This is a genomic window from Prosthecobacter sp. (genome assembly GCF_044222565.1).
Classification (GTDB): domain Bacteria; phylum Verrucomicrobiota; class Verrucomicrobiia; order Verrucomicrobiales; family Verrucomicrobiaceae; genus Prosthecobacter.
Genome location: NZ_JBGANA010000021.1, coordinates 38778 through 61011, shown reverse-complemented (window position 1 = coordinate 61011; position 22234 = coordinate 38778). Strand labels below are relative to the sequence as shown.

Sequence of the window (22234 nt, the reverse complement as noted above, 5' to 3'; positions counted from 1 at the left end):
CTTTAACTCGCAATAGTCTCGCCTGGAAAACACATCTTCCAGATCTCGTTGAGATGATTTTGCAGCATCCCTTGTGTAGGGTAGTCATCATCACCAGTCCATCTTTCGTACGTCTTGGGAGAAACTGTGCCTGGGACTCGAATTGCACTGCGTAGTTGTTCCCTGAACAATCTGCAATATTCCACAGCGGGGTAGTTTTTTTTGCACCATTCGGCCAATCGCTCTGGGGCATAAATGTCCGCCGTCAAATATGTGGTAAAATTTTCTTTTAACGTCGTTGTAGTAAGTTCAGTCTGGTTCATGGGTGAGTGAAGGTTTGGCATACATGGTGTGGGGTTCGAATTTGCCCGTGGTTGGGTCCTTTCTAAAAACAACAAAGATTGTCCCGTCCCTAAAATTAGTGGAGTGCACGCCTGTAGGAAGAGTGAACGGTCCTTCACGGGTACGTCCTTTTACATGCGACAAATAGTTCGGACCAAAAATCGACTCCAACGAAATGTTTTCCACAACAAAATCGTCTTTTCCTATGGCCTCTGCGTTGGCCCGCGCGGCCCTGTATTCGGCACTGCTTTCCACGGATTTTACGGCCTGCGTCATAGCACGATCACTGGTGAACTGCGATGCAGTCCTTGAACTTTTGTGGTTACTACCCGGATGTTCTCCATTTTCTTTTGTTTGACTAATGGGATCCACTTTATACATGGCCCTGTCACTGAGTTGGCCTTCGGTCACTTCGGGGCCATGACGGCTATGTGCATGGCCACTGGCTTTCAATCGGGCGGTATTCGTCTTGATCTCCTCATCGGAAAGCGCCAGCGCTGTGGGTGTAAAGTCGTGATCTACAGGATGCTCAGCCTTGTCGCCTTCAGGAGGATACCACTCTCGGTGCGCGGCATTGGGTGCGTGCGGGTCATAACCCGCCGGCGGTCCCTTCGGCAGTTCGGTGCCATAAGGAGAGGCTGCCAGGATTGCGCGGAACCGATCAAGCTGCCTTCTTTGCGGGGCGGTAAGTGTGCCGGAGGCTTCGGCCGCTTGAAGATCGTTGACGCGCTGCTGGGCGATGGAGCGCTGTGCGTGGGCAAATTGATGGGCCTCGTCGGCGCTGAGAGTTCCCGCGGTGGCCTTGTCCGAGAGATCCTGAATGGTCCTGCGTGCGTCAGGAACCGGAGGAAGAGGGCCGCGGTCGCGTGGTGCATCTCGTGCGAGGACGGCATTTGCCTTGGCCAGCTCCTGGGCCTGCTGCGCGGTAAGTTTCCCGTTCTTTCTCAGCTGGTCCTCAAGGTCTGCTTTGAGCTTTCCTGCGTCGTGTTTTTCCGCCTGGTCGATCTCATGTGCTTCATCCAATGTTCCCGGTTTCGGACGGGTGAACTTCTTCGTTGACTCAGGAGAGCCGTCTCCGGCGCCATTAGATGGCTGCTCTGGGCCTTGAGGTGGCGGTGGCGGTGATTCTCCGCCGCCCTTGCCGCCATTACCGGCGCCACCATTCATCGGCTGGGGTGGGTATGCGTCCTGGCCGGCGGGCACTGCGGCGGGTTCACCTGCGCCGCCTCCTGGCGGCTGCTCGCCGGAGGAGGGCCTTTGCAAAATGGCCCGCTCTGTTTCCAGCGCCTGGGCTTTGACCGGGTCCAGCCCTTGCGGCCGGTTCTGCTGCTCGGTTTCCAGGTTGGCCACTCGCACGTTGGCCTGCAATTTTTCAGCCTTGTCGAGCTCGTGCTGCTCCTCCGCACTCAGCGGCGCGTCTTTGGCCTTGGTCTTGAGGCGGTCGATGGTTTGGAGCGCTTTGCCGCCGTCTTTTTCCCAGGCTTCGCGTGCGGCCCTGGCTGTCTCAGTGGTATGTACTGGTATTCCAGGCTGTGCAGCAGGCGCCTGCGCGGCCGCCTGCTTGGGGATCTGCATGCCTCCTTGCTCAATCTTATGACGTTCTTCAAAGCTCTGGCCACCCGGCGGATCCGCATCGCCGCGGGGACCGTAATTTGCGCCAGGGGAGACATTGTTTGCCCCTGATCGGTTCTGGAGCGTGTCCGTGACCTTCTGTCCTACCATGCCCTTTGCATGATCCAGCGGCTTCAGGCCGAGGGAGGTGGCGTAGTCTGCGATGACGGCGTTCTTGTGATCCTCAAAATCGGCGTCGGGGTTTTCGATGGTATTTTGTGCCACGGTGCCGCCGATATTCGCGGCGATGCCGGCCCCCCTGCGGAACCATCTGCTCGCGCGGCTGCTGCTTCTGCTGGCACCGCCGATGCCGGGCACGAAGTGGCCTGCGACGGCGCCGTTCGCGCCTTTCATGTCCTCGCTCCAGTCGGTGCCCGTGGCATTGTTGAGGACACGGACGATGGGGTCGTTTTTGAGGCTGCTGGCCCGCTCCTCCTCGGTCTGGGCACGCTGCGGGGTTTTCTTGAGGTTGTGCTTCAGCTCATCCCAGCGCTCTTCATTGCCGGTGCGGATGTAGTCCAGAATCTTGGCGCGGTTCTCCGGGTGGGCGAGCGTGTAGTCCTGCGTGTGGGCGAGGTGTTTTTTCCCCTCGGGCGTGGTGGGGTCCGCAGGGCCCTGCACGGCATCAAACCAATCCTTTCGCTCAGGATTGAACTTGGCGGAGAGTGCGTCGATCCACTTCTCCTGCTCCTCGCCCGGGGCCAGGGGGAAGTTGCCGTTGCGGATGTCCTGATGGATGGCCGCGAGGGCGTCATCGATCTTTTTCTCCGCGGTGGGCTGGGCGAGGCGCTGGGCGGTGTCCTTGGCATTTCTCGCATCGAAGCCGCTCTGAGCCGCCATGTTGCCAGCGGGCCAGCGCGGTTTGCCCTCTCCATCCAAGAAGGAAAGGTCTGCGGCAGCGGCCACATGGGTGGTGGCTTCGCTCTTGGCGGCTTCTTTGACCATGTCCACGCCTTCACCGGCGGTGTCCTTCAGCGTCTTGAGCTCGGCCACACGGTCACGCAGCTGGTGAGCGGTCTCGCGGAACTTGCGATGGTCCTCACCCGAGAAGCCGGGCTGGGAGGAGAGCTGCGCGTAGTGGTCCTGCAGCAGGGTGTCCACGGCAGCCTCGCGCTCTGCGTGGGGGAGATTGCGGATGTCCGGGTGCTGGTCCAGCGTCTCGTAGTCCTCGCGCGTCCACGTGCCGGTGGGAATGTGCGCGGCACCACCGCCCTGGAGGGGAATGCGCAGCAGCCCCGCGGGGCCGTCCTTCGGTTCGCGGCCGGGGGAGACAGCGCCGGGCTTGCCCCATTCGGGATTACCTCCGGGGATCTCGCCGAGCGCGCGGCGCCGGAGCTGCTCCATTCGTTCGGGAGTGGTCAGCAGGTTGTTTTCCGCACGCCTGCTGGTTTGATCGAAGTATTGGTTGATGGCATAGGCGCGCTGCTCCGGCGTGCCCGAATGCAGCCATGAGCCCATCTCCTTGTTCTGCGGCTGAAGCCCCCAGTCATTCAGGGCCATCTGGGCTCCGCCGAGAGTGGCGTTGTGCTCCAGCACATGGTTGAAGTGGCCATTGAGCGCCAGCGCCTGCTGAAAGGAGATCTGGCCTGCCTCCATCTGCTGCCTAATGCCAGCAGGGGAGAGGCCCAGCTTTTCCAGTGCGGCGGCACGCTCCTCCGGCGTGCGGGCGGTTTCATACGCCTGCTGTCCTGCCTGGCTGAGCGCGCCAAACTCCTCCGCCGTCTTGCGTCGGCCATTGCCAAAGTAAACGGGCAGCCCTTCGCTGGCGCGGGGCTTTACTCCGGGACGGCCAGGTGGCACGGCGATGTTTTGCAGCATCTGACGTGTGTCCTCGCTGAGAGTGCCGCCCGCTGCATTTACGGTGAGGGAATTCTGCTTGGGATCATAGATGGCGGTGGGCGCGCCGTCGCCATTGCGTTTCGAGTGCAGGGCAAACGTCCCGTCAGGCTGAGGATGCAGATTGACGTGATTCACATCGGCAATGCCCATGCTTTTCAAGAAAAGTTCGCGCGCGGCCTTGGCGTCCGCCAGTGAAGCCTTGACGCCGCTGCCTGGGGTGCCGCCGGTCGCCGCATCCAGCAGGCTCATGGGGGTGCCGGGAGCGGCCTTGCTGAGCTTTTCTTGAAGCTGGCTCGCGGCTGCTGAGGCTGGCGGCTTTGCGTTTGGCGCTGCACCCTGCGCTGAAGCATCGGCCGTTGCAGAGGCTCCTGGCTGGCGGGGAGGGGCCGGACTTTGGCTCTGGCCCCGCGGTGCAGGTCCAGCCTGCTTGGATGGGGACTGTCCCTTCTGCTCAGGAGGCACCGCTTGCGCCTGCGCTGCCGCGTTGTTTGCCGTGGAGGACACTGACTGCGCATTGGGAGCCGCACCCTTCTGCGGCGTCACTGCGCCCTGCGCTGCGGCGTTGTTTGCCGTGGAGGCAATGGATTGCAGAGGAGGAGCCGCGCCCTTCTGCGGGCTGCCTGCTGGCGGCGGAGGGACCGCCGCGCTGCTGCTGCTACCGGGCGGCGGCTGGGCCGGGGGAGAGCTCAGGAGCTGGTAGGTCGGGGTAGTTTGTGGTAGTCCGCTGCCTGAAGAAGCACCCGCCGCCTGCTGGCCGCCCGAGCGGGCGCGGTGGCGGTCGATCATTTCCTGCAGGGAAAACGACGGAGTCGCAGCATGCGGCTCGTAAGACCGCACGGAGCGCAGGGGCACCGGCGCGGCCTGCGGAGCTTGCGGCTCCGGCTGCGGCATCATCAGCGGCGGCCTCGCTGGTGCGGCGGCGGGACTGAGCGGCTGGCTGCGTGGCAGAGTCGCATTCGGCTGCCCCAGATTCACCCGCTGCTGATTCTGCACCTGCGGCGGCTGAGGCTGAGGCTGAGGCTGAGGCTGAGGCTGAGGAGGCGCAGGTTGGGGCTGCGGTTGCTTCTGTGGAATCTGTGGAGGCAGCGGCTGCGCGGTGCCAGCGGGGAGCTTGCGCGGCGGGCTGCCGGGAGGCGGCGGGGCGGTCTCGGACGCATGCTGGTGCGCGGCGGTCTTCTGGCGCAGGAGCAGGCGGGCGATGGCGGCGGGCGGGGGACGGCGTGGGTGAAGGTAGGAAGACATGACGGATGCGTGGCCGCAGCGCGGCGGTGGCTCCTTCCGTGTTCTTCACAGCGTCCGGTTCGGGTTCTGGTTCTATCAGCCACGACTTGGGCCGTGGCGGACGAATGCAACGAAAAAGAACCACGTAATACCACTCCATGCCATGTCAGTCCGGGATCGCTTCAAACTTGAAACCTGAAACCTGAAACTTATAACACAAAAAACAGGCGCGCTCACAGCCTGGTCGCGCCCTGCTGCACCTTTTCCAGCAGCCGCCGGGAGGCCTGCGTGTCCGCTGCATCCCTGCCCAGCAGCCTGGTGCGGCCCTCCAGCGCACGCTGGGCGTAGGGCAGCGCCTCGGCGTCTTTCTCCTGCTCCCAAAGGCAGCCCGCCAGGCTGTGGCAGATGCGCAGCGTGTTCCCATGCGCAGCCCCAAAAGCATGCTCGTTCGCTGTCAGCAGCGCGCGGTATTCCTTCTCGGCCTCCGCCTTTTTTCCCTGCTCAGACAGTACACGCGCCAGATTGCGGCGTGAGCTCAAAGTCTCCGCGTTCTCAGCGCCGAGCACCTGGGCCTGCGTCGGGATGAGGCTGCGGTACCGTTTCTCTGCTTCGGGATATGTGCCCTGCGCGGCGAGCGTCAGCGCCAGATCGCTCTGGTAGCGCAGCGTTTCGGGGTGCTTCCTGCCATGCACCTTCTCCAGCAGGGGCACCAGCGCGCGCAGCTGCGCCTCCGTCTCGTCCAGCTTGTGCTGAGCGTACAAGATCTCGGTCAGCGTGCCGCGGGTGTACAAAGTGGCCGGACTTTCAGCGCCAAAGAGGCGCGTCTTCGTGTCCAGCAGGGCACGGCAGCGCTTCTCCGCCTCCTCCTTCTGCCCCCGCCTGTGCAGAGTCAGGATCAGCAGATCCTCGCAGCCGAGTGCGTTGCGGCTCTCCGGGCCGAAGCACCGCCTGCTGATGCCCAGCACCTCGCGGATTTCCTCCTCCGCAGCCGCGGGTTTCCCCGCCTCACTCAGAGCTCCAGCCAGGTTCTCGCGCGCTTGCAGAGTGTGGCGATCCTCCGCGCCGAGCACCCGTGTCATGGTGGCGATGAGGGGGCGGAACTGCTCAACGGCCTGCGCGGACCTGCCATTGGAAGCCATGGCATGCAGCAGTGTGGACTGGCATGTCAGCGGCTCACGCTGTTCCGGGCCGAAGACCTTCGTGAGCACCGGCAGCAGCTCGCGCATTCGCATTTCCACCTCGGGTAGGGTGCTGCGGTTGTTCATCGCCGCCGCCAGCAGCAGCCGCGCGCGCAGCGTCTCCTTGTCCTCCGCGCCGAGCGCCTGCGTGCGGGACTTCACCAGCTTCTGCAGGATCTTCTCCGCCTCAGGATATCTGGCCTCCCGGCTCAGTGCCAGGGCCGTCTCATAAGCCTTCGTCCCCGCATCCTCCGCTGCATGCGCCGTGACCGGACCGAGGGTGAGAAGCAGTGCGGCAAAGGTGAATGCGGAGGCGTTTGTGAATGGCGGTTTCATGGCAGGCAGGGACCCTCAAGCCCCCTCCATTAAGCAGAATGGGCATGCCCATTGCAAGCGCGAACGGCAAAACTCCTCTCGGGGAGGCATGGGTAAAGCGCCTAATGAAAGAATCCGCGCAATTCCCTGCGCCGACGGCTCTCTTCACCGCTCGAGCATCGCCTGCGCAGGGTGCCTCAGCCATGAAACGCATGCAGCTCCCCGCCGGAGGAGCTGCAGGGTGGGGTTCCGCGTATGAAAGAGCAAGAGCCTGAAGTCCTCTTCGCCAAACCGTGCCGTTCGACTGGCTGGCCGGTCTCAGCGAAATCCGTTCATTCCAGATCCCGGAAATTCATGGCCAGGATGTGTTGCCTCCCAGTTTTCCTGGTCTTCCTTCACACGTTTGTTGGTGGAAGCCCCCACTTCAACGGTTGCGTCGAAACGTTCACTCCCCTTCTTGCTGCCTTCCGCGCTCACAGTGCCATGTTCTTTGCCCCAGTGAAACAGCTTGCCGATCGCTTTTCCCGCCCGTTTCAGAAAGGGCGGACGCTGCCCCTGGGCATCTTCAGATCCTTGCATGTGATGCCGCGCACGGGCTGTGAGGCGCCTGCCATGGGGAGCGCGTGGAGTAAGGAGGAGGCTGCCAGGTGTATAGGATGGGTTCATGAAGGCACCCCTTGGGTCCGCTTTTCAGTGCGCAAATGATTTCATGCCTTTTCGTGGTAGGAAGTAATACAAAGAGGGGAGGTCTCAAGCCTTGGCGGCATTCTCCACGCATTCCCCCACCATCGCCTTCGCCGCCAGCAGGTCCGGGCCCCCGTTGGCAGGCTCTTTGGCGCAGCCGGCCAGCGCGCGCTTGGCGCCGTGCTTGTACAACAGGGCGCTGGCAAACATTCCGCGCGTGCCTGGCGTGGTTCTGCGGCAAAACGCCAGACGCTTATTCCGTCTTCACCGCCTGCTTAGGCTGCGCTCCCCCGAGCTGCGCCAGCCGCGTGAGCAATGGAAGGGTCTCGCTTCCCGCCACAGCGGGATCTGTCGAGAAGACGTCCTGCGTCGCGGTGAACAGCAGCCGGTTTTCACCCTCCAGCACCACGTGCGCCAGTTCCTTTCCCTGGGCATCCGTCCAGAAGCAGTGCAGGCTTGAAATCCCACGGCTGCCGGAGACGGCCTCGCTGCTGAGGCCGAGGTAGCGGGGCTTTTCTGCGAGGAAGATCTGCCTGAGTGCCTGCAGCGCGGCGCTGTCAGACGCGGTGAAGTCCACATCGTGCGTGGTGTCGGTCTTTACATCCGTGCAATAGCCTTTCATCCTGCATGCGACGGCCTTGGCGAAGAGACCCTGCACCAGATCCTGGTAGTTCGGAGGGGCGGGAGTTTTAAAGTAGCGCGGCAGTGCGAAGCGGGCCGCACGTGTGAGGAGTGTGATGTTGTGCTGGCCTCTCGCCTGGCTGACGAGCTGGAAAACGTCATGCGTGGACTTGAACTCCAGCCTGTCGTCATTCAGCAGGGAGACGCTGCCCAGTTCCTTTCCCTGCGCGTCCTTCCAGATGAAATTTAAGTGTGAGGGGCTGGTGATGTGGATGGGATCCCCGTTGGTGCGCTCCTTGTAGCGGGGTTTTTCAAAGAGAAAAATCTCCTTCAGCGCCAGCAGCGCGGCGGTGTCTGAGGCTGTGAATTTCACATCATAAGGAAGGATCTTCTCGATGGCATAGCTGCCCTCGATGCTGCAGGAGGCGGCCTTGGAGAAGAGATCCTGGATCATGGCCTGGTAGTCCGGCTGCCGCAGATTGAAGGCCTCCGGATCGACCAGACGGGTGATGCTCCGCCACAGGGTGATGTTGGCACCATCACGTCCCTTTGAGTTGGTGCTGAAATAATGGCGGCCATTGAGACCGATCAGTTCTCTGTCCACCAGCTCCGCATAGGCCACCGGAGCACCCTTCGCGTCCAGCCAGGTGAACTTGTAATGGCTGATCCCGTGGGAAGTACTTGTGGCGGCGTCGGTCGCTTTGTCAGGGTCGATCTCTTTGTCAGAGTCGGTCCCATAGCTAAAGAGGGCTTTTTCATGCAGGAAGCTGCGCTCCAGCTCCCGCAGCGCCGCGACATCCGGCGTGATGTAGTCGATCATATGCATGCCTTCCTTTGACATGGTATGATAGCCCTTGATTTTGCACGAGGCCGCCTTCTCAAAGAAACCTCTGACGATGCGGCGGTAGTTCGGTGTGTCGGCAGGGGTGTCGAAGGTCAGGTCGGTGGCAAAGTTCGCCGCCTTCCTGAGGAACCTTAGATTTTTCTCCCCCGGCACCGGGCTGAGGCTGAAGAGCAGACTGCCATTGATGAGGAGCCTGTCTCCCTCCAGCAGCGCGGCGCGGCCCACCTCTTTTTGCTCCACATCCACCCAGATAAAGTTCAGCCTGCTCGATGAATACTCGCCGAGGTGCGGAGGAATCTCCTTGCCGAGATAGAGCGGCTTCTCGGTGAGAAACAGGTACTCCAGCTCCTCCCGGGACGAAACATCCGCCGCAATGGATTCGATGTCGTACCGGATGCCATCCACCACGTAACCGGAGATCTTGACGACGTCCGCCTTTTGAAAAAGCGCCATGATCACGGCCTGGCAGTCCGGCGCAGGCGCAGGCGCGTCATCCGCTGCGTGCAGCGCCGCGGCGGGCAGCAAAAGCAGGGCCAGAAGCCATGCGAAGCGGGATGAGCTAAGAGCGTGCTTCATGGCTTGATGTGTCTGCATTGGAATCAATGACGGGTGCTGGAAGGTTGGTTACTGCTTCTTTCCCTCGACGTACTTCCACCACAGCTGTCATGCTGCTGGATGTCGAAACGCATTGGGGCGGCATGATAATTCAGATGCGATGTTCAGCGCCCCTGCTTCTCAGCCTCTATCGCGGCCGCTGCATCGGCTTTCCCGTAGATCTGGGGAAGAGTCATGAAACCAATGCGGTGGAAGAGCGTGGTATTGCTTTGCCCATTGCCCACCCACTCGGGAGGGCTGGTGTTGAAAATGTCCAGGGTGTCCGCAAAAAACAGGTAACTGTGTTCGAGCAGGGCTACGCGGCAGAGCGTCTTTCCCTGCGCATCAAACCAGGTGAAGTACAGATTGGTATCGCAGTTGGAGCCGAGGCTCCCCCTCTTTTCGTTCACGACGAAATGCGGCTTTTCCCAGAGAAACATTTCCCGCAGCTTCAGCATCTGCGCGGCCTCGGAGGTGGCAAAATTCACGGGGTGAAGCTGCGTGTTCCAGGGCCTGTACCCGGCATAGTGACCGGTGATCTTGCATGAGGCGGCCCTGGAAAAGACGTCTTTCATCCGCTGCTCATAGTCGGGTTTTGGCAGCTTGCGTTCAGCGGCTATTTGTTGGCATGCAAAGTCCGCCGCGCTCGTTTCCAGTGTCACACTTTTGCCGCCGGGCGGGCTGGTGGTGAAGAGCATCCGGTCATTGATGACGAGCATGTCTCCCTCCAGCAACAGCACGCGCCCGAGCTCTTTCCCCTGCGCGTTTTTCCAGGAAAAGCAAAGGTTGTTCGTATGTCTCCGGCCCAGCGATGGCGGGATGTCAGGGCCAAGATAGCGCGGTTTTTCCCGCAGAAACATCTCACGCAGTTTGCCCAGTGACTGCGCATCCGGCGTGGTGAAATCAATGATGTGGGCACGATAGTCCACATAATGGCCCGAGATCCCACAGGAGGCAGCCTGATCAAACAGGCCATTGATTAGAGCCCCATAGTCCGGCGGGGCCTCCGTCGCTGCACTGCGGCAGACTGTCGGGAATGCATTCAACGCTGCAAACAGGCACGCCGCGAGAAAAGGGTGAAGAAAGTGCTTCATGGTCATTGCCCGTTGCAATGCGGGCATGAGAATGCTGCACCTGTTTTCACTAGGGTCAAATCATCTCATTTTGGCTCTGGCCCTGGCGGTGGCCGGTAGCCTTCCGGCTCAAGCACTTGATAGCCCTCAGTCTCATAAGAATGCTCTCTGCCTGCCGTCACCGCATGTTTAAAATGCCCCTCCCGATAGCGCACGTTTTCATCATAGGCATGGATGGTGGGGGCTCTTGTGCCATCAGCATTGTAGTACAGATCGCTCAAGTATTTTATGCCGTCGTAGGCCAGGTAGCGCCCTTCCTTGTTAGTATCAGGGTTCCGATTATTCCATTCCTGCTTTGCGACCTCGCAACCTACAAGTACGATATGACCTTTCGGTCTTACCGAGGAGGTGATGGACTTCCACGCCTGAGAGTGAGGGTCCAGAGCGCCTTTTACAGGGCTGCCAAATTCCTGGTGTGCAGCACCGCCATGATCGAAAATCAATAAAAGGATGCCAGGCATTCTGCACTCGGTTTGGATTCGCTGCGCAGCTGTGGTGCGTTCATTGCTCGGAAACAGATCGAAAGAGGGCCTTAAGTAAGTGCCATTTCACGTTGATCCCGTTTATGCCCCCATTTACCCACGATTTCCCGTCATCGGCATTACGCGCTTTCACGGCACACCGGTCCGCTTCACCTGCCGGAAGAATTGGCCGCCTTGATTGTAGAGGATTTGTTCGTCCGTCAGGCGGGCCCAGGTCCGCCGGTGCAGTGCATCCAGGTCGGGCTGCACCGGCAGCGCCTGGCAGATCGCGTGGGCTCTTCTCACGTGCTCGGCGTGCCGGGCTGCGCTGCGCCCCTTGCCCCAGCGGCCCAGCAGGGAGGCATGCGCCAGCAGAGCCTCTGCAGGCAGGCATTTTCCAGCAGCGGCTGCCTCCACAAGCTGCCACCCTGGTTCCCTGGTATAATATACGGCGCCCTTGATGCGCCGTGCTCCTCACTCGGCGGCTTGCGCGCGATCTCCAGTGCCACCGCAGCGCTGCCCTGCGGTCTCCCCCTGCTCATGACGCACGATCACCTGGCGTTCAGCAGCATGGGTTTTTTGTTCTGATAAACAAACGGCAGGTTGAAGCGCTCAGTTAATAATTTGACGGTCTCTGTAGAGAGCGTCTCTGGTGCCACCCCGTCAAGCAAGCGCCGCCTGGTCGCCTCGTGCAAACTTTCAAAGCATGAAACAAAATCGGCCCTGAAGCTGGTTTCCAAAGATGAAAGCGTTCCCGCCGTCTCTGCATGTCCGGCATCAGTCTTTTGCGCATCCAGATACTCTCGGTAGCGCTGGCGATATTCCACGTCAGGAATCGTTTCCGGCTTCGTTTTGCCTGGTGTGATGAAAGGCTGATCCGTGCGGGTCCGCATTTCATCCGCGAATGCTTCAAGGATTTTGGCCACAGGCCGCCGTTCTTCGTTTAGGCGCATGCGCCTGCTCCCGATGGCCAGGAGAATCCGCAAATAGAACCCGGCCTTCTTCTCAACGGCCTCCTGAGTGAGCACGTCATGGCTTGCTTGAATCGTGGGACTGCCCGGCAGGCTGGGATGGTTTTCCCTCCATAATTGGGCAAGTGCCTGCACATCCCCTGATTGTTCGAAATTTGCCAGCAGTCGTGAACTGTTTTTTTGCAACTCCACATTTTGTGCGAAACAGCACCCGTGTACGAGCAGGACGCATGAGAGCCGGACAAGAAATTTCACACAGGGTTTCATGGGCGTGCGCTGCTCAAGATTCGACGAATGGCATGTCCTGCGGCTCCGCCTCTGCCCGGCCTCACTTCTCCGGCTGGGCCAGCTTCTGGATCTTCGCGGCGCTGCTCAGCTTCTCCATGGCGGCTTCAATCTTCTCCTCGTACTTTTGTTTCTCGAGCAGCTTCACGATGTCCTCCTGCACTTTCTCAAACGGCGGGGTGGGGGTGGGAGTGCGGTAGTCGTCCAGACGCAGGATGATGAAGGTGTCGGCTTGATCAATGAGCTCGCTGAACTTTCCCGTCGCAGTCTTGTCCACCGCTTCACGCAAAGGATCGGTCAGGTCCGCGACCGCCATCCAGTCCCAGGTGCCACCGTATTCCGCACGGCTGTCGCTGCTCCACTTGCGCGCCACAGCTCCGAAGTCCTCTCCTTTGATCAGCTTCGCAAGCAATTCCTCCGCCTCGCGTCGAACCTCCGCGACCGGCTTCCTTGAGGCCTTTGGGATGGAGACGGTGTGAAACTTCACGGACGCATCGCCAGACCAGCGGTCCTTGCGCTTGTCATAGTACTCCCGCGCCTCCTGCGGCGTGACCGCCACCTCACCCGCCAGACGCATCCGCATGACGGCGATGGTCATCATGCGGCCCTGCAGTTTGCGAAAGGACTCGATCGTCTGCCCGCGCGTCTTCAGCTCCGCCAGAAAGGCGGCGTGGTCTCCTTTGAAAGTCTCCTCGACGATGCGCTCCAGCTCCTCCTCCACCACCTCCGGCTTCAGCACGCCGCCCAGGTGCTTGAACTCATTGAGCAGCAGCTGCTGGTCGATGAGCCTGTCCAGCACGCGGTCCCTCAGCTCCGCCAGAGCCTGCGGCAGCCGCGCCGGGGAGTCTGCGTACCGTTTGCGGATCACGTCCTCCTCAGCCTGCGAGGCAAAGCGGAGGTCCGAAGTCCGGATCACCGCGCCATCCACCGTGGCCACGGGCGGGTCGGCCTCCTGCGGAGACGCCACGGCCTTCGCGCCGTTGTCCGGCGCAGCCTCGGCCGCCAGCGCAGCCGAATGAAAAGTAAAAACGAGCGGCAGGCAGGCGCGGAGCAGTTTCATGGAGGGGTGCATGGGCTGAGCCGCCACGATGCTGCGTCCACGTGAGGCGGCAAGTCCAATCCAATCAGTCTGCCATAGGCGGAGCGCTGAGTGGGGAAAGACCACCGGTCTGCTCGTGTGACTCAGGAAACATGCGCTGCACCGTTTCTGGCGCGACTGAAGTTAGGCGCAATGGTGTTAGAACAGGGTATGCAGGGAGCTCCTGCCAGTGAGTCGTCACGCCTGAGGCCGAATCACGCCTTGGCATTTTCTGCGGCAAGCTCATCCACCATCTGCTGAGACCTTTGGGTGGGCGGGTGCTCCCTGCCCGGCGCCTCAAAATTCACGAATTCAACCAAGAGCCGGAACAGGGTGCCACAAAAATGGACGGCACGAGCTTCCTTAGGATGCGGCAGATCATTCGCGATTTCAGTCTGTCAATGGGTCAGCCATCTGCACCCAGGCCCCACATGCAGATGATTTGATACCACTGGGTAAAAGATCGTGGTATGCAGCTGCCACCTGGCATTCTCCAGGCGCACCGTGACGTGCCCGCCGCATGCTCCAGTCATCACGCCCTTGCCTCCGGCTTCGTCAGCCGGTCCACCTGCTCCCGGGACTTATGCGTGTCAGGATGTTCGCTGCCCAGCAGTTTCAGCCGGCCCTCATAGGCACGCTGCGCGTAGCGCAGGGCATCCGCCATCTGGCGGTTTTCAGCGAGACTCCAGGCCAGGCTGTAGCAGGCACCCAGAGCGGCCGGATGATCTGCACCCAGCACCCGCTCCATCACACCCAGCACAGACTGGTGTTCCTGCACCGCAGCCTCCTTCTGGCCCAGCCTGCCCAGCAGTTCGGCGCGGCCCGCCCTGCTTCTCAGCGTTGCCTCATCCTCCGGTCCGAGCAGCCGCGAGCTGATGGCGATGACGCTGCTCAGCTCCTTCTCCGCCTCGGCATATTTCTTTTCCGCTTTGAGGACGACAGCCAGGCTGTTGCGGGTGTTCAGGGTGTCCTCGTGTTCGGCGCCGATGACCCGCACCTGAGTGGCCAGCACGGCGCGCAGCAGCACCTCCGCCTCCGCGTATTCTTCCTCCTGCGCCAGCAGGGTCGCCAGATTGTGCCGGGCCATCAGCGTCTCTTTCCCGTCGGTGCCTTGCAGCCGTTCGTAAATGCCCAGCACCTGGCGCAGGGCGGGCTCGGCTTCGTCGAATTTCCCCAGGTCGCTCAAGGCATCTGCCAGAGCCCCCCGCAGGACCAGGGTCATCGCATCTTCCGGACCCAGCACACGCGCCATCGCGGGGATCAGGGTGCGGCATTCCTTTTCCACTTCGGCCTGCTTGCCCTGCTCCCACATGGCGCAGACCAGGATGCCCCGGCACTGCAGCGTTCGCGGATCCTCCTCACCCAGCACACGCTTCAGCACCGGCAGCAGCGCCTGCGCCTCGGCTTCAGCGGCGGCGTTGTGGTCACGTTTGATCAGCACCACCACCCACTGCATTCTCGCCAGCAAGGTCTCACGATGCTCCGCGCCCCGCGCCTTCGTTCGTGCTTCCACCAGCGTACGGAGCGCCTGCTCCGCCTCAGTGTATTTGCCCGCCTCTCGCAGCGTCACGGCGGCATCATAGGCTTTTTCGCTGATGTCCGCCTCTGCTCCCGCCGCACCTCCGCCTGCCGAAAGGAGAAACAGAAAGGCTGCAGCGGAGAGAGTCTTCATGGGGACGGGAAATGAACCGCACAAAATGAAGGACGCCAGGCAGGTGGCAAGATGAATGTCACTCCAACACCGCCGCGGCCTCCGGCGCAGAAGCAGCCGGAATTCGGAGGCGCCCTGCGTGGCAGGCAGGCCTGGCAATCTCGTGGCCCCGCCTATTTTCCAAAGATCTTTTCCCAGGGAACGGACTTCTTCAGCGAGCCTCCCTCAATCTTCCCGCGTTTGAATTCAAACTCAGGCTCGAGCGGCAGTTCCAAATTTCCCTTCTCGGGCATTTGAATGGCGCCTTTCGCGCCGCCTGCTCGCTCGATTCTACGCCTCTCTTCCTCGGTCGGCGCACGTCGGATCGTGTTCGTATCATCCACAGCGGGAGGGGCGAATTTAGGAATGCTCAGAAGATCGCCATCCACTCCTTTCCATCGTGGATCATGTGGCTCCAGCTGGGAAGACATGGAGCCTCTCGGATTTTGTGGCTGACCCATCGGAGGCGTCGGGCCGCCCGGGCGTGCCGGGTACACCTCTGTCATCTGTCCGCGCAACCCCTGCATCTCCCTGGGAGCGGCACCCTCAGGCTTCTTGTCCTCAGACCCCCGCATGTGGTGCCGTGCGCGGGCTGGGAGGCGCTTGCCATTGGGAGCGCGTGGAGTGAGGAAGAGACTGCCGGGGGGGCGTTTGGGTTCATGAAGAAAAGCCTTGGGTCCATTTCCGCGGCCGCAAATGATTTTACGCTATTAAGTCATACATCACAGCACCCGCCGCAGCCCCGCCCCAGTCGCGCACTTCACGTCTTCGGCACGATCATAGGCCAGGCATGAACAGCACTCGGTCAAGCCCATTCAGCGCCGTCTGACCACCGCAGCACCAAAACAACACCGCACCTTCCGTACTGGATCGGGTGGCCCCGACGGGATTAGACCCGTCGAGGCTCCCACACCACCGGACGTGCGGTTTTCCGCATCCGGCGGTTGGAGACGACGCGGGGCTTGTCCCGCGAGGCCAGGTCGGCTGGCGTGATCAGCCCATATCTCTTCAAGGTGCGGTTGTTGAGCGCTTCCTGTATCACGGGGTGCCTCCCCATTTCCCGCCTTCCGGCTTCTTCTCTGGGAAAAAGTCTTCCAGGGAGTGTCTTTCGATGATTTTGTTGATTCGCTCCTCGTCCGTGGGCGGGGGGAGCAGCACACCCGCGCCGGGCACAGCCGGAGGGACGTATGCGGGATTGCGAACAATGTCTTTATCTGCCGGAGTCCATTTTGGGGGGGTGGGCAAAGTCGGAGGCTTAGCTTAAAAAGCTTCAGCTTACGGTTCACCCTCTGCCTCCTGCCTTGGCCTGTGCCGTCCTATGTTATACCACACGGTTCAGTGTGCAAAAAAATGACAAAGGCCTCTGGTCGGCGAGGTCAAATTTCCTGTCATGAATGGCATTCAGTTAAGACAGCTTTTCGTTGGTTCACAATGCCCGCAACTCTGCGTTTTCCTGCGGTGGTGAAGCACTCTTTGTTCACCCCGCTCCGCGACACACCAGCCCTGAATGGGCTGCGGATTACAGCCCAGGGTCAGCCGAGCCTCAGCGAGGCGACCCTGGGCAGGGCAGCAAGCAAGCGGAAAGCAAACCCAAGACTCCGCCACGGCCCCCGCCCACCAGCAGCGTCTGCAAAGTGCTCCGCCACGAGCCGAACGTGCCGAAGCTCCAAAGCCATCGAACTTCGTCCTTAACTGGGTGCCATTCTTTCCTGTCATATATTTGCACCCTGATCCCGTTTGACACCTCACCTCACCTCACCGCGCTTCCGTCTTCTCAATCACAGCAGCCTTGCGCAGTTTCTGGATTTCTTGCGCCACAATCTGGCGGGCCTTCTCCACCTGCGCCATGGCTTGCAGGCCCTCCTTCAAAGCATCAAAGTCTGGCACCAGCATGTCCTTGTAGTCTGTCAGACGCACGATGACCCATGCCCCCGGCTGCTCGAGCAGGCCGCTCACCTCGCCCTTCTTCATCTTCGCCACCACCGGGTACAAATCTTCGGCAAGATCATTCAGCTGCATCCAGCCCCAGTCGCCGCCGTCCTTGGCGTAGCTGTCCTCGCTATAAGCGCGCGCGATCGCGGCAAAGTCCGCGCCTTCGAGAATCCTCTTGCGCAGATCCTCCGCCACACTGCGGGCGTCTGGAGTGGGCTTGCGCACCATCACCGTCTGGATCTTCACCTGTGACGGCCTGGTGAGCCCCTGCTTCTCCCTCTCAAAGTAGGCCCGCACCTCTTCATCCGTGACCCGGCTTTTTTCTCCGATGATTCTCTGGCGCATGAAGACGAGCCTGATCTTGCGTTCTGTCTCCGCACGGAACGCGGACAAAGGCACGCCGTCTCTCTCAAGCGAGGCCATGAAGGCATTGCGGTCTCCTTTGAAAGTGGTCTTGATGATCTTGCTCACATCCTCGTCCACCCATTCCGGCTTGATGACGCCGCCGAGACGCTTGAATTCGTTCAGCAGCAGTTGCTGATCGATGACCGTGTCGAGCACGGTGCGCTTCACGGCAGCGATTTCTTCCGCCCGCTTGTCCGGCTCCATCGGATGGTCCAGGAGGATCTGCGCCTCCTGCTCGCGGATTTCCGCCCGAAGGTCCGCCGGCATGATCGGCGCTCCATCCACCGTGGCCACGGGCCGCTCCTCGGCCAGGGCCAGGGTGGAGGAAAGCCAAAGGAGGCAGGCGAAGGCGCGAATCATGGCGTGAGAAAGCAGAGGTTTCATGAATGAAAAGCGGCGGTTGCAGGCCCACGCTAGCGGCGTGCGGTTCCGCGGGCAAGCGTGAATCACCCGGGGCATCGCGGCCATAGTGCGATGCCACACCGCCCAGCCCGCAACCGCCAGCATCGGCATGCATCAATCAGAACGGGCGGCGGCCTTGGATCAGCCTGCCGTCACTTTTCCATTTTGCCCCAGCTTCGTTTGATAAAGGCGTCTCTGGCATCTTTTTCGTCAAACGGTTCGAACGGCATGTGTGGGTTTGTTTTGAAAATGATGCCGGCACCCAGCTCGCCCCGCTCATCCATGCCAAACAGTTTCGAGTATTCTCCGCCGACCGCCATGTGGTTGTTCATCTGGCCGTCCCCTCTTTCCTGCGTCTGCTTTGGAAGTGTGCTGTTATAGCGGTTTCGTTCATTCCATGTCATTGAGCCGGGGTCTTGATATCCTGCCTGCCTGGCTTTTTCGCTTCTCTGCCTCATCTCTTCAAGATGTCTCGCCGTGGCAAGGTCCTGCTGGGTGACCAGTGGTTTCTTATCCGGCGCAGGCACTTGGCCGGAAAGCTCTTTCGGAGCACCCGGCTGTTGCAGGGGGTGCTGGCTGCTCAAGTCGCGCGGCACATCATTTTTGAATGCTGGCTTCCCGGCGGGTCCCGCTGCGTCAGGCCGATTCGCCATCATCTGTCCGCCAATGCCCATCTGTTCCCTGCCTGAAAGCTTGGGTTTGTCATTGCCATCCTCAGACCCCCGCATGTGGTGCCGTGCGCGGGCTGGGAGACGTTTGCCATTGGGAGCGCGTGGAGTGAGGAAGAGACTGCCGGGGGTGTAGTTTGGGTTCATGGAGAAAAGCCTTGGGTCCGTTTTTTGGAGTGCAAATCATTTCATGCTACTTTGTAAAAGAACATGGTATGAACCTGCCGCCATGGCATTCTCCACGCCCACCGGGGCGTGCCCGCCGCTCCTCACGCCTTCGTTTCCGGATTCGTCAGCTCGTCCACCAGCCGCCGGGACTTCTGCGTGTCAGGGTGTTCTTTGCCCAGCACCTTCAGCCGGCCGGTGTAGCTGCGCTGCGCGTAGGGCAGGGCTTCCTTGTGCCTGCCCATTTGTTCCAGGCACTGGCTCAGGCTTAAGCAGGTGAAAAGAGTAAACGGGTGTTCCGGACCGAGCACCCGCTCCTCAATGCTCAGCACGGCAAGGTGTTCCTGCAATGCCTCCTTCGTCTGGCCCAGCATTCGCAGTTCCCCGGCCACATTATCCCGGGTGATCAGGGTGCGAGGATGTTCCGGCCCGTGAATGCGCGTCTCAGCCGCCAGCACCGCGCGCAGCTCCTGCACAGCCTCGGCATATTGCTTTTTATTGTGAAGCACATTCACCAGATTGTGGCGGCTCGACAGTGTGTCCGGATGTTCGGGGCCGAGCACCTGCTTTCTTTTGGCGATCACTTCGCGCAACAGGCGCTCCGCTGCCTGCTCATTTTCCTGCTCCATCAGCACCAAAGCCAGATTGTGCTGGATCATCAGGGTCTTCGGAGAAGCTTCGCCATTCACTCGCTTGCTGATCTCTAGAAGCTGACGGTATTCCGTTTCGCACTCCTCCAGTTTTCCCAGGACGGACAGGGTGCAGGCCAGGCCCGCGCGCGACTTCAAAGTCACGGGGTCCTCCGGGCCAAGCGCCCGGCTCATGACCGGGATCAGACTCCGGCTGTCCTGCTCAGCCTCAGCCCAGAGGCCCTTCTCATATTTGGCCACAATGATCAGCTCGCGGCAGTCCAGCGTCTCCTTGTCCTCCTTTCCCAGCACACGCTCCATCACCGGCAGCAGGGCCAGCAGTCGGGACTCCGCCGCGGCATCTTTGTGCCTTAGTATCTCCATCAAAAGAAGGGCCTTTCTGGGCAGCAATGTGTCACGATGCTCCGGCCCCAGCTTCTGCGTGTGTGCCTTCACCAGTTCCGCAAAGGCCAGCTCCGCCTCAAGGTTCTTGCCCGCATCCATCAGCGCCACCGCCGCATCATAGGCCTTCTGGTTGATGTCCGGCGCAGGCTCTGCCGCACTGCACCAGGCGGCGAGAAGGCAGAAAAGCATGGCAGCCAGGACTTTCATAGGCACAGAGTTTGTTTCCCCATGGAATGCATGAGACAAGCAGCGGCGGCAAGCCCGATGCACCCCCTCAGCCTGCACCCGCCATGCAGCGGAGCCATGGGGCCATCGTCTGGTACTCTGCACACGCTGGCTGCGCATAGATCGCCGCCATGTACTCCGCCCCCGTGCAGGTTTGGCTATTTTGGCTTTCCGAGTTGATGGCCGCCTTGCAGCCCAGCTCCCTACAAGTCCGCGCCGCGCTACATCACCACTTCAGCTTTTTGCAGAGTTTCCGTCAGCTGCCTCAGCAGAGCCTCCGCTTTTTCCGGGGCTTTCTTGAGAGCCTCCTGCGCAAGACCGATTGCGGCCTGAATTTTTGGAGAGGCCAGTCTTGGATCCTTCTGCATCTTCTCCAAAACCTCGCGCACATCCTCCAGAGAGACCTTCCATCCTGAAACCTCTTTCGGCGTGAGCACTGGGGATTTGAAAACGATTGCTGGCAATTTTTTCGCGTAAGCCTGGGCATAGGCCTCGCTGGCGGCATCGTCCTCATCGTCAATGAGGTCAGTGATGCGCTTGAGTTCCTGAAGCTGCTGGATTTGTTTTGAAGAGAGAGCCGCTTTCAAAAGAGACTCGCGCCGCTCCTCGGCCTCCTCCACCCGCTTGTCATTCGGATCTTTCCGATCCCGCTCATTGTACGCTTTTCGGATCGGATACTCGCACTCCGCCTCAGCTTGCGCGGCCTTGGTGATGGACCCGACATCCCAGCCGGCATCAGCGCACAAAGGCAGCAGGTCCATGGTCATTTGCAGAACGTCCTGGCAGCGATACATCTCGATCGTTGCAGGGGCAAATTTGGGATCTTCTGCAATCGCGGAGCTCAGGCAAAAACAAGCAGCACTCAACAGCAAGGCCTGGAGAAATGAAAAGGTTTTCATGGTTTGATAAGATGCCACAGATGTTGCACGGCAGCGACCAGCACGTCACGCGGTATCTGGAATGAAACAAGCTTTCTGAAGCTTTGCGAAGCTTTCGCGCTCAATTGAACAATCGCCATGGTCGTGATTGCCTGGCTTCGCTACCTCTCATGAAAAGCGGGACAAGGAGCTAAAAAATGACAAAAATGCGGTGCGCTTTGAAGCAGCAGCTCATGCCCGAGTGCAGACTATCGATGGACCAGAAGTTTGAACCCTGACCCGATAGGACCCTCGATTTTGTCATGCCGGAAACGTTAGCTTAGTCACGAAGGAAACTCAAAATCACGGCAGCCACCGCGTCATTTCTGCTTCTCACCGCGGCTCACTCTTTGGCCTGCGCTGCAGCCTGCGCCTTGCTCAGGTCATCCACCAGCTGCTGGCTGGCCTTGGTCCTCACATCGTCCTTCCCATACACCTTGGTGCGGCCGGTCAGGGCGCGCTGCGCATAGGGCAGGGCCTCGGCTTTTTTTCCCTGGGCGCGCAGCACCTCGGCCAGCTGGTGGCACAGGCGCAGCGTGTCCGCGTCTGCAGCACCCAGCGCGCTCTCGGCAGCAGCCAGTGTCTTGCGGAAATCGTTCTCCGCCTCCACGTAGCGGCCGTCCATCATCACCGCCCGCGCCAGCTCCCGCCGCGCGGAGATCGTCAGGCGGTTCTTCGCGCCATACACCTCGGAGATCCGCGGTATCTCCGCGCGAAACTGCGCCTCGGCCTCGGCATATTTTTTCTGCTGGTACAGCGACTCCGCCAGCATCATGCCCACATGCAGCGTCAGCTTGTCCTTCGGGCCCAGCGCGCTCTCCGCCGCCGGCAGCAGGGCGCGGCACTCCTTGGCGCAATCCTTCTCCTTGCCCAGGTGGTGCAGGAGCTGCGCCTCATTGCTCCGCGCCAGCAGCGTGTCCCGGTCCGCCGCGCCGATCGTCCTGGCATACGCGGCGATCAGCCTGCGGTTCAGCTTTTCAGCCGCGGAATGTTTGCCCTGCTCAGACAGCGCCGCCACCAGCGTGGTCTGGCAGTTCAGCGTCTCCCGGTCCTCCGCGCCGAAGGCCTTCGTAAAGAGCGGCAGCAGCGCGCGCGCCTGCACCTCCGCCTCAGCACTGCGCCCCTCCGAGTAGAGGATCTGGGCCAGCAGGTGCCGCGCCTGCAGCGTGCCTTTTTCCTCCGCGCCCTGCGCTTCCGTGCGAGCCTCCACCAGCGCCGTCGCAGCCTTCTCCGCCTGCGGCAGTTTGCCCGCCCTTTGCAGCAGCACCACCGCGTCCCAGGCCTTCTCGTCCGGCGTCGCCTTCGCCTTCGCCGCAGCCTTGGCCTCCCCCACGCGCGCCACACCGCAGCACGCAAACAAAAGAACAAGGAAACAAACCAGACCAAAAGGGCGGAGCAACTTCATGCGGGGGCAAGGGGCGATGTTAGGCTTCCGGACTAATGAGAGCGCCCAGAGGCAAAGCAAGTTTTTTGAAGGCCTCCACTGCCACCAGCCGCGGCAAATCCGGGCACCCGCAGCACGAGTGAAAACGGGGCAGGGGAGAGCATGGACTGCGAGACCCAGATCATGCCAAAAAATGCAGTCGCGCAGATCCTTCCATGTGCGTAGTCTTGCATGTCACCGCGCTCCGGAGCGCCAG

At 60.9% G+C, this 22234-nt stretch carries 17 protein-coding genes; all 17 read right to left on the bottom strand.

All coding sequences use genetic code 11. The features are described 5' to 3' along the window. Positions 1-2 precede the first annotated feature (2 nt). The 17 genes from ACILSR_RS25010 to ACILSR_RS24930 all read right to left on the bottom strand — a co-directional run bounded on the left by ACILSR_RS25010 (position 3) and on the right by ACILSR_RS24930 (position 21999). A complete protein-coding gene (locus ACILSR_RS25010; RefSeq protein ID WP_395752539.1) occupies positions 3-302 on the bottom strand; it encodes a hypothetical protein in 300 nt (99 codons plus the stop codon). Then, a complete protein-coding gene (locus ACILSR_RS25005) occupies positions 289-5013 on the bottom strand; it encodes a hypothetical protein (protein ID WP_395752538.1) in 4725 nt (1574 codons plus the stop codon). The genes ACILSR_RS25010 and ACILSR_RS25005 overlap by 14 nt, the downstream gene beginning before the upstream one ends. Before the next feature lie 212 nt (positions 5014-5225). Beyond that, the gene (locus tag ACILSR_RS25000) at positions 5226-6506 is read right to left on the bottom strand and encodes a tetratricopeptide repeat protein (protein ID WP_395752537.1); all 1281 of its coding nucleotides are present in this window, start codon (positions 6504-6506) and stop codon (positions 5226-5228) included. Positions 6507-7235: 729 nt separating this feature from the next. Continuing rightward, a complete protein-coding gene (locus ACILSR_RS24995) occupies positions 7236-7379 on the bottom strand; it encodes a hypothetical protein (protein ID WP_395752536.1) in 144 nt (47 codons plus the stop codon). Between the two features lie 43 nt (positions 7380-7422). Continuing rightward, a complete protein-coding gene (locus tag ACILSR_RS24990; protein WP_395752535.1) occupies positions 7423-9210 on the bottom strand; it encodes a hypothetical protein in 1788 nt (595 codons plus the stop codon). 143 nt (positions 9211-9353) lie between these two features. Then, a complete protein-coding gene (locus tag ACILSR_RS24985) occupies positions 9354-10322 on the bottom strand; it encodes a hypothetical protein (protein ID WP_395752534.1) in 969 nt (322 codons plus the stop codon). A 65-nt stretch (positions 10323-10387) separates the two neighbouring features. Beyond that, positions 10388-10822, bottom strand: a complete 435-nt coding sequence (locus ACILSR_RS24980) for a hypothetical protein (RefSeq protein ID WP_395752533.1) — start codon at positions 10820-10822, stop codon at positions 10388-10390. Between the two features lie 150 nt (positions 10823-10972). Further along, entirely contained in the window at positions 10973-11239 is a 267-nt protein-coding gene (locus tag ACILSR_RS24975; protein WP_395752532.1) for a hypothetical protein, read from the bottom strand. A 134-nt stretch (positions 11240-11373) separates the two neighbouring features. Continuing rightward, a complete protein-coding gene (locus tag ACILSR_RS24970; protein WP_395752531.1) occupies positions 11374-12060 on the bottom strand; it encodes a hypothetical protein in 687 nt (228 codons plus the stop codon). Between the two features lie 61 nt (positions 12061-12121). Beyond that, a complete protein-coding gene (locus ACILSR_RS24965) occupies positions 12122-13138 on the bottom strand; it encodes a peptidylprolyl isomerase (RefSeq protein WP_395752530.1) in 1017 nt (338 codons plus the stop codon). Positions 13139-13688: 550 nt separating this feature from the next. Then, positions 13689-14828 (bottom strand): tetratricopeptide repeat protein, encoded by a 1140-nt coding sequence (locus tag ACILSR_RS24960; protein ID WP_395752529.1) that lies wholly within the window; start codon positions 14826-14828, stop codon positions 13689-13691. Positions 14829-14980: 152 nt separating this feature from the next. Next, the gene (locus tag ACILSR_RS24955; protein WP_395752528.1) at positions 14981-15277 is read right to left on the bottom strand and encodes a hypothetical protein; all 297 of its coding nucleotides are present in this window, start codon (positions 15275-15277) and stop codon (positions 14981-14983) included. A 1324-nt stretch (positions 15278-16601) separates the two neighbouring features. Continuing rightward, positions 16602-17567, bottom strand: a complete 966-nt coding sequence (locus ACILSR_RS24950; RefSeq protein WP_395752527.1) for a peptidylprolyl isomerase — start codon at positions 17565-17567, stop codon at positions 16602-16604. Between the two features lie 170 nt (positions 17568-17737). Then, positions 17738-18169 carry a hypothetical protein gene (locus ACILSR_RS24945; RefSeq protein ID WP_395752526.1) on the bottom strand — a complete coding sequence of 144 codons (432 nt, stop codon included), beginning with the start codon at positions 18167-18169 and terminating at the stop codon, positions 17738-17740. A gap of 353 nt (positions 18170-18522) precedes the next feature. Then, positions 18523-19659 carry a tetratricopeptide repeat protein gene (locus ACILSR_RS24940; protein WP_395752525.1) on the bottom strand — a complete coding sequence of 379 codons (1137 nt, stop codon included), beginning with the start codon at positions 19657-19659 and terminating at the stop codon, positions 18523-18525. Positions 19660-19898: 239 nt separating this feature from the next. Continuing rightward, positions 19899-20576 carry a hypothetical protein gene (locus tag ACILSR_RS24935; RefSeq protein ID WP_395752524.1) on the bottom strand — a complete coding sequence of 226 codons (678 nt, stop codon included), beginning with the start codon at positions 20574-20576 and terminating at the stop codon, positions 19899-19901. Between the two features lie 361 nt (positions 20577-20937). Then, complete coding sequence (locus ACILSR_RS24930) at positions 20938-21999, bottom strand: tetratricopeptide repeat protein (RefSeq protein ID WP_395752523.1); 1062 nt, start codon at positions 21997-21999, stop codon at positions 20938-20940. Positions 22000-22234: the final 235 nt, after the last annotated feature.